Raw genomic sequence first — 12,023 nt, forward strand, 5'->3', positions numbered from 1 at the left:
GATGCACGATGCAGCGTCTTAGCGCCCTCACCGATCTGTTACGGCATCTGTTGAAATGGCTGCTGCTGGCCTTTGTCGTTGCCGTGCTGGCAGGGACGGCCTCGGCCGGCTTCCTGTTCGCCCTTGAGTGGGCCACGCGCACGCGGATGGCGCACGCCTGGCTGATCTGGCTGCTGCCCGTGGCGGGCTTTGCCGTCGGCTGGCTGTATTTGCGCTACGGGCGCAGTGTCGAAGGCGGGGCCAACCTCCTGATCGATGAAATCCACGACCCGAAAAAAATCATCCCCTTGCGCATGGCACCGCTGGTGCTGGGCGGCACCGTCATTTCGCATTTGTTTGGCGCCTCGGTCGGACGCGAAGGCACGGCCGTGCAGATGGGTGGCGCGCTGGCCGACCAGCTGACCCGCATGTTTCGCTTGAACAATGAAGACCGCCGCATCATCCTGATGGCCGGCATCAGCGCCGGCTTTGCTTCCGTCTTCGGCACGCCGCTGGCAGGTGCCCTCTTCGGCCTGGAAGTGCTGGCCATCGGCCGCTTGCGCTACGAAGCCATGCTGCCCTGCCTGCTGGCTGCCGTCATCGCCGACCAGGTGGTTCTGCTGTGGGGACCGCTTTTGCAAATTGCTCACACGCATTACGCCGTGCCCCTGATCCCCGCCCTTTCAACCTGGACCTTGTGCGCGATGGTGATCGCTGGCGTGCTGTTCGGCGTGACGGGGAAACTGTTTGCGCAAGCCACGCACGGCTTGAGCGGCCTGATGAAACGCTGGATCGCCTACGCCCCGCTGCGTCCGCTGGCCGGCGGCCTCGTTGTCGCGCTTGCCGTATGGCTGCTGGGTACGGATCGCTACATCGGCCTGGGCATTCCCACCATCGTCGATGCGCTGAAAGAACCGTTGCCCGCACATGACTTCCTCGGCAAGATGGCATTTACCATTGTTTCCCTCGGTACGGGGTTCAAGGGCGGCGAAGTGACGCCATTGTTCTTCATCGGCGCGACCCTGGGCAATGCGTTGGGCCCGCTATTGCACCAGCCTGTCACCTTGCTGGCCGCCATCGGCTTTGTCGCCGTGTTTGCGGGCGCAGCCAACACGCCGATCGCCTCGACCCTGATGGCGATGGAACTGTTCGGCGCCGAGATCGGCGTGTACGCAGCCATCGCCTGCGTCGTGGCGTATCTGTTTTCCGGCCACGCGGGCATTTACCGGGCACAACGGGGCGGGCATACCAAGCGCACCGTCCACAAGGATATCGACACATGACACAGAATATCTACGACAACGACGCCTTCTTTACCGGCTACAGCCAGCTGCCCCGTTCCATCGGCGGGCTCGACAGCGCCCCCGAATGGCCAGCCCTGCGCGCAATGCTGCCGGAGATACAAGGAAAAATCGTGCTCGACCTTGGCTGCGGCTATGGCTGGTTCTCCCGCTGGGCAGCCGATGCTGGTGCGGCGCAGGTGCTGGGCGTGGACGTGTCGGAAAAGATGCTGGCGCAGGCGAACGCCATGGGGACGCACGCGGCCGTCAGCTATGCCCGGCTGGACCTGGAACAACTGGCCCTGCCGCCCGCCAGCTACGACCTCGTCTACAGTTCGCTCGCGTTTCACTACATCGAGGATTTCACCACCTTGCTGGCTACCATCCGCCACGGCTTGAAACCGGGCGGCAAGCTGGTGTTTTCCATCGAGCACCCGATCTTCATGGCCCCGCGCCAGCCGGGCTGGCTGACGGACGCGCAAGGCCGCAAGCGCTGGCCCGTCGACAGCTACCAGCAGCAAGGCCCGCGCGTGTCGGACTGGCTGGCGCCAGGCGTGATCAAGCAGCACCGCACGCTCGGCACGACCATCAATGCGCTGCTACGCGCTGGTTTCCAGCTGGAACACATGGAAGAATGGGGCCCCACCGACGCACAGGTCGCGCAGCAGTCGGCGCTGGCGGAAGAGCGCGAGCGGCCGATGCTGTTGCTGGTGGGATGTAGCCTGCCGTAATCGCGCTGTCAGCTGGCCACATTGCGCGTAAAGCGCAAGGTAGACTCACCCGCATTCACATAGGCATACGCTTGCGCGCTGCTGAAGACGAAAAAATCGCCCGTGGCCAGCTGCCGGGTTTCCGCCGCCAGCACGAGCTGCAGCTCGCCTTCCAGCACGTAGATCATTTCGCTGAAGCCCGCCGGATCGGCTTGCGCATCGTAGCGCTCGCCTGGTGCCAGGGTCCACGACCACAGTTCCACCTGGCGGCTGGCGGGTGCCGCGCCCAGCAGCACGGCCCGGCTGGCTTGCGATGCGCTTTGCCACATCAGCACGCGCAAGCTGTCTTGCGGCTGCCGCGGTGGCTGGACTAGGTCGACAAAGGCCACGTTCAAGGCGGCCGCCACATGGTCGAGGTTGGCCAGGCTGATGTTGGTGCTGCCCGCCTCGACGCCATTGACCATGCGCCGGCTCAGGCCGGACTGGCGCGCCAGCTCTTCCTGGCTGAGGCCGGCGGCCAGGCGCAAGCGCCGCAGATTGGTGGCCAGGTATGCCAGCACGCCACCGGCTTCGGCTTGACTGCGCAATATATTGCTCCTATTATGATGGGAAATATTTTGCTCATAGCATAGCGTCCCATGAAAACACACGCAAGTCCCCCGCCCGCCCTCGGCATGCCCGAACTGGCCCTGATCGCCATTACCTTCCTCTGGGGCGGCACGTTTCTTGTCGTGCAACATGCCGTGACGGTCAGCGGCCCGCTGGCCTTTGTGGCCGCCCGCTTTGCCGTGGCCGCCAGCATCGGCGCCCTGATTTGCCGGGGCCAGCTGCGCCAGTTGACGAAAGCGGAGTTATTCACCGGCATGGCCATCGGCGTGAGCATCTTCGGCGGCTACGCCCTGCAAACCTATGGCTTGATGTATATCACGAGCAGCAAGTCCGCCTTCATCACGGCCTTTTATGTGCCCATCGTGCCGCTGGTGCAATGGCTGGGCTTCAAGCAGCGGCCCCACCCTGCAGTGTGGGCGGCCGTCGTGCTGGCGTTCGTCGGCTTGCTGCTGCTCACCGGCACGGATGGCTTGAGCATGGGTTTTGGCACGGGCGAACTGATCACGGCCGTGGGCGCCATCGCCATCGCCCTGGAAATCATCCTCATCAGCCGCGTCTCGCCGCAGCTGAACATCCTGCGCGTGACCATCGTGCAACTGGCCACGGCCTCATTGATCGCCCTGCTGCTGATGCCCGTCTTGGGCGAAGCGCCACCGGTCCTCAGCAAGACCTTCGTCTTCAGCGTGCTGGCCCTGGGCTGCGCCAGCGCGCTGATCCAATATGTGATGAACTGGGCGCAAAAGCGCATTTCCGCCACCAAGGCCACCTTGATCTATGCGGGCGAACCCGTGTGGGCCGGCGTGATCGGCCGCATCGCCGGCGAGCGCCTGCCGGCCCTGGCCATCGTGGGCGCGATATTGATCATCGCTGCTGGCATCCTCAGCGAGTGGCGGCCCAAGCGCCGCGTGCGCGCTGCCGGCAAGACCATCCAGCCCTAAGTTATTCCTCGCCCCGCCGCAGCGCCATATCCCCATGCAGCGCCAGCGGCACGGCCCTGGCCCAGCGGTTCGACGACAGGGAAAACGTCAGCGCCCGCACCTGGTGGTACCAGCCGGCGGGCACGTACAGCATGTCGCCCGGCTCGACGAGGCATTCGATCATGGTGGCCTGGCGCGCCAGGGGAAAACGCTCGAAATCGGGCGCTTCCGGGTCGAACGGCGAGCCGAACAGGATGGCGTTCGCCTCGCTGGGATACAGGAAGGCGTCATGGTGCGGCGGCGACAAAAAGATGCGTTTGCGGCCCCACACCTGGGCGAAGATATTGTCGTCGTAATCGCAATGCAAGGGCGTCACCGTGCCGGCCGGCCCCACCCAGAAGCGTGGCGGGCCCATCTTGTCGAAATACGTGGGCCAGTGGCACAGACGGTTCAGTTCGCGCAATTCCAGGTTGCCCAGGTAAGGCGGCAGCGCATACTCGCCCTCTGCCACCATATCCAGATATTGCCCCATCGACATGTCCTGCATGGCGCGGTCGGCCGCGAAAGCCGTGTTGATGTAGTCACCCACCCGCGCCCGCACGGGCACGTGGCTGAATTGCTCGCGCAAGACTTCGGGGCCCAGGGCCGACAGGGGCCAACGCCGCACCAGCCCGCGCATCAGGAAGGGCAAGCCCAGCGCGGCCCGCGCACGGAAGGCGGCGGCGTCCAGCATGGCCAGGCGCGGCACCTCGGTGATGGTGGGCAAGTCGCGCGCCGCCTGTTTGATGGCGACACGCATGGCATCGATGGACGTGACGCCGCGCACCTGCGCATCCTTGGCTTCGCGCGCCTGCTTATGCGCAAGGGCTGTTGCGGCAGAACTGAATTCGGCTGGCGGCCGGGGCGGCAGTGCGCGCGGCAAGATGGGGGTGGCCGCAGGCGGGTGCGGCGCTTTCTTTTCTACGGACATAAACCTTCTTTGCGATCGGGCGTCGCGCGGCATGGCGCGACCGTACGCTATTTTAAGCCAGCAAGGCCCGTTTCAGCATATCGGCCTGCTCGCCCGCCTGGCGCGCCTTGGCGGCATATTCGCTGGCCGTACTCGGATGCAGCCAGGCCTGAGCCTTGGCGGCCAGGTTCAGGTACAGCTTTTCCTTTTCCTGCAGCGCCCTGACGGCGGCCCACATAGCGTTTTCCGCCTTGTCATGCTGCAACTCGCCGAGCATCCGCGCCGTGAAACTGTGGCCCGTATGGCAGCGAAAACGCTGCGGCTGCTGAGCATGCAGCTCCCACAGGGTGCCCTGGCATTCGGGACAGGTGAAAGTCGATGGCGTGGCAATTTTTTCCAGTTGCTCCATATTTCCCACTCCCCGGGCAAAACGGTTTTCCACGGCGATCCACGACGGCGCGGGCGGCAAAGGCTGCGCGGCGCTGGCCGGCGCTGGCGTGTCGCTGGCCAGCGCCAGCAGGGCCGGGCCGATCTCGGCGCACGGCAGGCGCCAGTCCACCTCGGCGTGGTCGATTGCGCTTTGCGGCATCGACGGCGCCACCGCATCCTGCGGCTCCTGCACCAGCGCCTTGCCACCGCAGGCCTTGATGGCCTGCAAGCCTGCCGTGCCATCGTCGAGGTAACCGCTGAGGATGACGCCCACCACCTTCGGGCCGAAAGCTGCCGCGGCACTGCGAAACAGGGGATCGATGGCGGGACGCGTATGGTTTTCCTTGGGTCCCCGGGTCAGCTCGACCGTTGCCTGGCCAGCCAGGTTGGCAACGAGCATGTGCCGATCCGGCGGCGCCAGCAGGATGCGCCCCGCGCGCACGGGTTCGCGCTCTTCGGCAAAGCGCACGGGCAAGGCGGAGGTTTTGCCTAGAATCTCGGGCAACACGCTATTGCGCGCGCCCACATGCATGACGACCAGGATTGCCGCGGGCAGGTTCGCCGACAAGGCGGAGAAGATGGTGGACAGTGCGCTCACGCCGCCCACCGAGGCACCCATGACGATCAGCGTTTCCATGCCGGCCCTTTCGCGCCTGGATCACTGAACTATTTTGCCGCGCCTAATAACAAGATTCAGTGCGCCGGCTAACACTGTACGCAGCGTTAGGTCAGAACAGAGACGTAACGACACCTGACGAAACCGTAGCGAGCGGAAGGGAGAGGTGGCCGAGAAGCGCAACCGTACTAAAGTACAGTGAGCATCGCAGGCCGCCTATAACGACGCGCAGTAGGTTTGGTCAGGCGTCCTCAGACAGGCGTCTTGAAGATCGGATCGACGATGAACTGCTGCGCCTTGATGCGCAAGGTGCGCTCTTCATCGAGCTCGGCGCGCGTTTCGCCCAGCTCTTCGCGTTCCGCTTCCAGTTCCAGGCGCGCGGCGGCCAGTTCCGTTTCCACGCGCGTCAGGCTTTCCAGCTTCAGCTGGGCCTGGATCAGTTCGGCGCGCGCCGCTTCGGCAGCCTCTTCCAGGCGGGGGATGCCTTCGAGCTTGAATTGCGCCTTGGCCAGGTCCATGCGTGCCTGCTCGGCCGCCTCTTCCAGGCGCGGCAAGCCTTCCAGGCGCAGCTGCGCCTTGGCCAGGTCCGTGCGCGCCTGGTTCGCCACTTGCCGCTCGCGTTCAAGTTCCTCGCGCAAGGTTTCCAGCTCGCCGGCCTGCAGGTCGAGCAACTCTTGCTGGCGCTCGTTCTCGCTGGCCAGGTCCATCAATTCCTGTTGATTGTCGTTCATCTCGGCTTCATGCGCGCTGTGGCTGGCGCTTAACTCCTGTCCTACATAATCGAGGATGGCTTGCTGCAGCACGGGCGACAGTTCGGCGGCGGCAGCGATCTGGCGCTGCGCACCGGCTTTGCGGCGCTGCAAGAGCTTGCTGATGGTGCCCAGGCAGGCGCCGTTGCCCAGCCGTTCGCGCAAGGCGCGCACCGTGATGGCCTGGCCTTCGCCCGCCATCGCTTCCATTGCCGCATTGATCTGTTCCGCGCTTACTTTTGCCATGTCGTCTGCTCTTGAATGTTGCCCAGGGCAATCTTGCCCAGGGGCATTATCTTATGCCAGCGGCGGCAAAGCGTAAAGTATTTCTCAATAGAAATTGCAATTGCACAACGAAATGTTGTGCAAGCATGCGGCCTGGGACGTTTTACTCTTCGAGCAGGCCATTTTCCGTGAGCATATCCTGCACCAGTTCCAGGCGCAGCACGGGATTGTCTTGACTCAGCAATAGTTGTTTTTGCATGGCGCTCAGGGACAGCAGCTCGCACCAGCGGTTCGCCACCCAGCCGCACTCATCGAGCCGGTACGGCGGCTGCAGGGGCATTTGGTCAGGCGGGATCTTTTGCTCCTGCAAGGTGCGGATCAGGGCGCCGAGCGCGTCGGCCACGTTCTGCTGCTCTTGCGGAATGGGGATGGCTTTATCGGGCGGCAAGGTTTCGATCTGCGCCATCCACAAGCCGTGCTTCAGCTGTTCGCTGGAGACGATATGAAAGCGCTGCATGCCCATGCATTTGATTTGCAGCAAGCCGGACAGGGGCGCGGCCCAGTCGATGACACGCGCCAGGGTGCCCACGGGCGCGAGCGTTTCCTGCTGGCCCGGCTTGCGCACTTCCCCGCCGTCCAGCAGTTGCACCACGCCAAACGGCTGCTCGCCCATGATGCATTTGCGTATCATGTCCAGATAGCGTACCTCGAAGATCTGCAGGGGCAGATAGCCATCGGGATACAGCACCGTATTGAGCGGGAACAAAGGTATCGAGGTCATAGCGCATGATGGCACGAATGGCATATCCGTGCTGCGCGCCTTGCCTTGTCAGCTTAACTGCGCCGATTATTTGTAGAAGCGCCTTTTCTTGGCCCGCTCCGCCGCCTTCGGCGCCAGCACTTTCACGGCCTTCTTCTGGATGGTGCCGCCGGCGGACGTGCCCGGCACACGGTGCTCGGCCTCGAAACCGGGCTCCTCGTTGCGTTTCAGGGTTTGCCGGGTCAGCGCTTCCACAGCCGACAGCAGCTCCACCTCATCGGCGCAAACGAGCGAGATCGCTTCGCCCGAAGCGCCCGCGCGGCCCGTGCGGCCGATGCGGTGGATATAATCTTCCGCCACGGTGGGCAAGTCGAAATTGACGACGACGGGCAATTGATCGATATCGAGGCCGCGGGCAGCCACGTCGGTGGCCACCAGCACCTGCACCTCGGCCGATTTGAAGCGGGCCAGCGCGCGCAAACGGTTCGGCTGGGTCTTGTCGCCGTGAATTGAATCGGCGCGCACGCCCTGCTCCAGCAAAGTGTTCACCAGCAGCTCGACACCCTTGCGCGTCTTGACGAAGACCAGGACCTGGCCCCAGCGCTTTTTCTTCAGCAAGTGCAAAAAGAGTTCCGGCTTGCGTTTCTTGTCGCACACGATCACCGATTGTTTCACGGCCTTGACCGTGCTGTTGCGCGCGCTCACTTCTACCGAGACGGGGTCCTTCAGCATGGTTTTCGCCATGGCGCGGATGGCGTCCGAGAAGGTGGCCGAGAACAGCAGGGTCTGGCGCTGCTTGGGCATAGTCATCAGCAATATATCTAGTTCGCGCTCGAAGCCCAGGTCCAGCATGCGGTCCGCCTCGTCCAGCACCAGGGTTTGCACTTGCTCGAACTTGACGGCGCCCTGCGTCTGCAAGTCCAGCAAGCGGCCCGGCGTAGCCACCAGCACGTCGAGGCCCTTGCGCAGTTTGCTGATCTGCGGCTCGATGGGCACGCCGCCATACGCGACAAAGCTGCGCAGCGGCAAGTTCCCGCCATAGCTGCGGAAGCTGGCATACACTTGCTCGGCCAGTTCGCGCGTGGGCACGAGCACCAGCACGCGCACGCACTGGGGCGCCACCACGCCTTCCAAAGTCAGGCGCTGCAGCAGCGGCACGGCAAAGCCGGCCGTCTTGCCCGTGCCCGTCTGGGCGGCGGCCATCAGGTCGCGCCCGGCCAGCACGGCAGGAATCGCTTGCGCCTGCACGGGCGCGGGCTTGGCATAGCCGAGCTCATCGAGTTTGCGGACCAGGGGATCGATCAGGCCGAGGGAGGAAAACGTCATGGGGAAAGCAATCTTGGCAAAGGAAAAGGTGGCGCGCACGGACGGGCCGCGCGCGCAATTGCCGAGATTATAGGCCAGCGGGGATGCCGGCCGGGGTTTTCAGTATGAGAACGTCGCGATCAGAACTTCATTTCCAGGGTCGCGCGCGCCTGCGGCGAACTCGGTGAAATGCTGTTGCGGGCTATCGTGCCGCTGGCGTCCGCATACGTGGTGGTGCTTTCGAAGTCTTGCGCCAGCAAGTTCGACACGGCCAGGCGCAACTGGTTCTTCGCATCGAATTTCCACAGCGCATAAAGGTCGAGGTCGCGCCGCGGCGACGTATAGGCGCTCTGGCGCTCGGTGATGCGCACGGGGCCGCCATTGCGGAAGTTGAAGCTGCCACCCGTCGTCAGCACACCATCCGGCGTCTTGTAATCGAGACCGAAGTTGCCGCTGACGGGGGTTTGCTGGTCGAGCCGGTTGTTTGGCCCCGGCACCTGCTCCACCTGCGACCAGTTGCGGCTGACGCTGGCGCGCAGGTCGATGGCCGGCACGGGCGCCGCCAGCACGGCGCGCAGCGGGAACTTCGCTTCCAGTTCCAGTGTCTGAGTATTCGCGCGGCCATCATTGACGGGCGTGGAGACCCAGCGATCATTGATGAACAGCAAGCCCTGGCGCGTGTAGCCATCGATGCGGCGGGCCGAGGCGCGCGCGCTGAGCAAGGCGCCTTCGGCCCAGTAGTGCTCGTACGAGGCATCGATGCCCAGCGCCAGCTCCGGTTTCAGGTAAGGATTGCCTTCACGGTCGGGGTCCGTCTGGCTATTGTTGGTCGAGGTATTACGACGCGGAATCAGGCTTGCCGTGGGTTGCGCCTTGTAGGTGCGCGTCAGGGCCAGACGGACTTGGTCGCCCTTGGTATCAGGCAACTTCCACAGGGTTTGCAACAGCGGACTCCACACGCTGGTGCGCTGCTGCACTTCATCATAAGTGTTGCCTGCGCTGCGCGTGTCGATGCCCTCCCAGCGCACGCCCGCATACATCGACCAGCGCGGCGTGATTTCCCAGTCGTCCTGCACAAACAGGGCCAGGCGCTTGATGGTGGCGTCGAAACCTTCGTCGCTGTCGACGGGCGGGCGCGCACCCAGGGCAGACAGTGCCGCTTCGCGCTGGCGGCGCGTTTCCTCGCGCTCCGTGTAGGCGCCATCCCAGCCCATCGACAGGGCATGGCCGGGCAGCAAGGGCGTGGAATACTTGCCGGTGGAACTGACGCCGTTTTCCGTCGCCTTCACGCCCACCTTGCGCTCGAGCGCCAGGCCGCTGCCATCGACAAAGCCTTGCTGCAGGCTGTCGGACGTATTGCGGGCGGCCGAGGCGCCGATTTTCAATTCCAGCCGGGCGCCGCCGGCCAGCTTGTGCATCCACGTCAGGTCGCTGCGGCCGAAGGCATTGTGGTTGCTGGAGCTGCCCGTATTGGTGTCGTAATCGGGGCGCAAGCCCTGCTCCGTCTCGGCGCGGCTGAAATTGCGGTGATTCGAGCGCCCGCCATTGAAGAAGAATTGCGCCGTCACATTATCGCCGTTGACCAGCACCCAGTTCAGGCGCGGCGACAGATTGATGCCTTCCGGGCGGCCATCGCCCGTGCCATTCGTGCGGCGCAGCAGGTTTTGCCGGCCATCGGGCGCATAGCCCAGTTCCAGTCCGGGATTGTCGTAATGGTAGTCGTAGCGGAACAGCGAGCCGGCCAGCGAATACGAGAAGTTGCCGTCGCGGTCGGACAGTTGCACGTTCACGCTGGGCGAAAAGCTCACGTCGCTGCCCTGCACGCCCAGCTTGAGTTCGCGCTGCGCCGTCTTCACGGCTTTCTTGAGCACCACATTGATGGTGCCGGCAATCGACTGCGTGCTGTATTCGGCGCTGGCCGCATGCAAAATCTCGATGCGTTCGATCACGTCCGGCGACAGGGTGTCGAGCGAAAAACCGGCCGGCGCCCGCTCGCCGTTGAGCAATATCTGCGTGTAGCCGCTGCCCAGGCCCCGCATGCGAATTTCGCCGCCCGAACGCCCGGCCGCGCCGGAAACCGTGATGCCGGGCAAGCGCTTGAGCACATCGGTGACATTCGTGTCGCCATACTTGAGGATTTCCTCGCTGCCCACGACCATCTTGCTGGCCGTATCGTCGCGGCGCGGATCATAGCCGCTGCCCTTGACTTCCACGGTTTGCATCGCGGGCGCGGCGGGCTTTTCAGCCTTCAGCGGCGCAGCGGCGGGCTCAGAGGCTGGCGTTTCGGATTGCTGGGCCTGGGCATTCCAGGCAAACAGGACAGCGGAACAAAGGACGGTAAGGCGAAGGCAACGGCGTGGCATCATGACCTGGCTAAAAAAGTTGGCTGAATAAAAATGGCTAAAAGCTAAAAAACAGGCAGCTGTATTGTGCTGTAATTTTTTCCGAGTGGCACAGTTTCCTGAAAATATTTCCTATGGCAAATTAAATTCGGCGGCCGGCTGCGATACGCACCCTTGCATACGGCGCATAGTATTGCGCGCCACATCGCCGCTATAATGCGTTTTCACCATTGTTCCCATCACCCCGTCAAAGGCTTCCCATCGTGTCTGACCGTCTTGCCGTTTTGCCTCAATATCTGCTGCCCAAGGGAGCGCTGACCAATTTTGCCGGCCGTGTCGCCGGTGCCAAGGGCGGCGCCATGACGACGCGTTTGATCCGCTGGTTCGTCGGCCGCTACAACGTCAACATGGATGAGGCGCTGGATCCGGACATCACGCACTACACGAGCTTCAACGACTTTTTCACGCGCGCGCTGCGCCCGGACGCCCGTCCGCTGGCCCAGGCCGACTACGTCTGCCCCGTCGATGGGCGCATCAGCCAGTTCGGCAGCATCGACAAGGACCAGATCTTCCAGGCCAAGGGCCACAACTTCAGCACGACGGCCCTGGTCGGCGGCGATGCGGCCCTGGCGGCCCAGTTCGAACACGGCAGCTTCGCCAATCTGTACCTGAGCCCGCGCGACTACCACCGCATCCACATGCCCTGCGATGGCCGTCTGACGCGCATGATTTATGTTCCCGGTGAATTGTTCTCCGTCAACCCGACGACGGCGCGCGGCATTCCCGGCCTGTTCGCCCGCAACGAGCGCGTCGTCTGCGTGTTCGACACGGCCAACGGTCCCTTCGTCATGACCCTGGTGGGCGCCACCATCGTCGGCAGCATGGCCACCGTCTGGCACGGCGTCGTCAACCCACCCCGCACAGGCCAGATACGCGACTGGAGCTATGCGAACGACAATGTCGTGCTGAAACAGGGCGAAGAGCTGGGCCGCTTCCTGCTTGGCTCCACCGTCGTCATGCTGTTCCCGAAAGGCACAGTCGATTTCAATGCCGGCTGGCAGCCAGCCGGCCCCGTACAGCTGGGCGAAGTCATGGGCAACCGGCCTAAATAGATCAAGGCTCTGCGCCCTCCACTGACCTGTCAACGCCTGAC

At 63.8% G+C, this 12,023-nt stretch carries 11 protein-coding genes; 4 read left to right on the forward strand and 7 right to left on the reverse strand.

Going from position 1 to position 12,023, the window contains the following annotated elements; all coding sequences use genetic code 11:
* Positions 1-8 precede the first annotated feature (8 nt).
* Both SJI03_RS11755 and SJI03_RS11760 read left to right on the forward strand, forming a co-directional pair.
* Positions 9-1,262 (forward strand): voltage-gated chloride channel family protein, encoded by a 1,254-nt coding sequence (locus tag SJI03_RS11755; protein WP_322427310.1) that lies wholly within the window; start codon positions 9-11, stop codon positions 1,260-1,262.
* Entirely contained in the window at positions 1,259-1,990 is a 732-nt protein-coding gene (locus tag SJI03_RS11760; RefSeq protein WP_322427311.1) for a class I SAM-dependent methyltransferase, read from the forward strand. Before SJI03_RS11755 ends, SJI03_RS11760 begins: the two co-directional genes overlap by 4 nt.
* An 8-nt stretch (positions 1,991-1,998) precedes the next feature.
* On the opposite strand, the gene SJI03_RS11765 is transcribed toward SJI03_RS11760, so the two are convergent.
* Positions 1,999-2,556, reverse strand: a complete 558-nt coding sequence (locus SJI03_RS11765) for an XRE family transcriptional regulator (protein ID WP_322427312.1) — start codon at positions 2,554-2,556, stop codon at positions 1,999-2,001.
* 51 nt (positions 2,557-2,607) lie between these two features.
* Between SJI03_RS11765 and SJI03_RS11770 the strand changes: the two genes are divergently transcribed.
* The gene (locus SJI03_RS11770; RefSeq protein ID WP_099379891.1) at positions 2,608-3,516 is read left to right on the forward strand and encodes a DMT family transporter; all 909 of its coding nucleotides are present in this window, start codon (positions 2,608-2,610) and stop codon (positions 3,514-3,516) included.
* Position 3,517: 1 nt separating this feature from the next.
* On the opposite strand, the gene SJI03_RS11775 is transcribed toward SJI03_RS11770, so the two are convergent.
* The 6 genes from SJI03_RS11775 to SJI03_RS11800 form a co-directional block, all read right to left on the reverse strand.
* On the reverse strand, positions 3,518-4,465 hold the full coding sequence (locus SJI03_RS11775; RefSeq protein ID WP_099379892.1) for a cupin-like domain-containing protein: 948 nt from the start codon (positions 4,463-4,465) through the stop codon (positions 3,518-3,520).
* A 52-nt stretch (positions 4,466-4,517) separates the two neighbouring features.
* On the reverse strand, positions 4,518-5,510 hold the full coding sequence (locus tag SJI03_RS11780; RefSeq protein ID WP_322427313.1) for a chemotaxis protein CheB: 993 nt from the start codon (positions 5,508-5,510) through the stop codon (positions 4,518-4,520).
* Positions 5,511-5,740: 230 nt separating this feature from the next.
* The gene (locus tag SJI03_RS11785; RefSeq protein ID WP_046684938.1) at positions 5,741-6,484 is read right to left on the reverse strand and encodes a DNA-binding protein; all 744 of its coding nucleotides are present in this window, start codon (positions 6,482-6,484) and stop codon (positions 5,741-5,743) included.
* Between the two features lie 142 nt (positions 6,485-6,626).
* On the reverse strand, positions 6,627-7,244 hold the full coding sequence (locus SJI03_RS11790; protein ID WP_322427314.1) for an LON peptidase substrate-binding domain-containing protein: 618 nt from the start codon (positions 7,242-7,244) through the stop codon (positions 6,627-6,629).
* Between the two features lie 66 nt (positions 7,245-7,310).
* A complete protein-coding gene (locus tag SJI03_RS11795) occupies positions 7,311-8,549 on the reverse strand; it encodes a DEAD/DEAH box helicase (RefSeq protein ID WP_322427315.1) in 1,239 nt (412 codons plus the stop codon).
* Positions 8,550-8,668: 119 nt separating this feature from the next.
* Entirely contained in the window at positions 8,669-10,750 is a 2,082-nt protein-coding gene (locus tag SJI03_RS11800; RefSeq protein ID WP_322427316.1) for a TonB-dependent receptor plug domain-containing protein, read from the reverse strand.
* A 383-nt stretch (positions 10,751-11,133) separates the two neighbouring features.
* Here SJI03_RS11800 and asd point away from each other — a divergent pair, with 383 nt between their 5' ends.
* Positions 11,134-11,982 carry an archaetidylserine decarboxylase gene (gene asd / locus SJI03_RS11805; protein WP_099379896.1) on the forward strand — a complete coding sequence of 283 codons (849 nt, stop codon included), beginning with the start codon at positions 11,134-11,136 and terminating at the stop codon, positions 11,980-11,982.
* Positions 11,983-12,023 lie beyond the last annotated feature (41 nt).

Source organism: Janthinobacterium sp. GMG1, assembly GCF_034427795.1.
In the GTDB taxonomy this organism is placed as follows: domain Bacteria; phylum Pseudomonadota; class Gammaproteobacteria; order Burkholderiales; family Burkholderiaceae_D; genus Janthinobacterium.

What these genes read in the sequence shown, in the direction of transcription:
- SJI03_RS11795 (WP_322427315.1), bottom strand. Translation starts at nt 8,549, where the DNA reads ATGACGTTTTCCTCCCTCGGCCTGATCGATCCCCTGGTCCGCAAACTC.
- SJI03_RS11790 (WP_322427314.1), bottom strand. Translation starts at nt 7,244, where the DNA reads ATGACCTCGATACCTTTGTTCCCGCTCAATACGGTGCTGTATCCCGAT.
- SJI03_RS11800 (WP_322427316.1), bottom strand. Translation starts at nt 10,750, where the DNA reads ATGCAAACCGTGGAAGTCAAGGGCAGCGGCTATGATCCGCGCCGCGAC.
- SJI03_RS11785 (WP_046684938.1), bottom strand. Translation starts at nt 6,484, where the DNA reads ATGGCAAAAGTAAGCGCGGAACAGATCAATGCGGCAATGGAAGCGATG.
- SJI03_RS11780 (WP_322427313.1), bottom strand. Translation starts at nt 5,510, where the DNA reads ATGGAAACGCTGATCGTCATGGGTGCCTCGGTGGGCGGCGTGAGCGCA.
- SJI03_RS11770 (WP_099379891.1), top strand. Translation starts at nt 2,608, where the DNA reads ATGAAAACACACGCAAGTCCCCCGCCCGCCCTCGGCATGCCCGAACTG.
- SJI03_RS11760 (WP_322427311.1), top strand. Translation starts at nt 1,259, where the DNA reads ATGACACAGAATATCTACGACAACGACGCCTTCTTTACCGGCTACAGC.
- SJI03_RS11755 (WP_322427310.1), top strand. Translation starts at nt 9, where the DNA reads ATGCAGCGTCTTAGCGCCCTCACCGATCTGTTACGGCATCTGTTGAAA.
- SJI03_RS11775 (WP_099379892.1), bottom strand. Translation starts at nt 4,465, where the DNA reads ATGTCCGTAGAAAAGAAAGCGCCGCACCCGCCTGCGGCCACCCCCATC.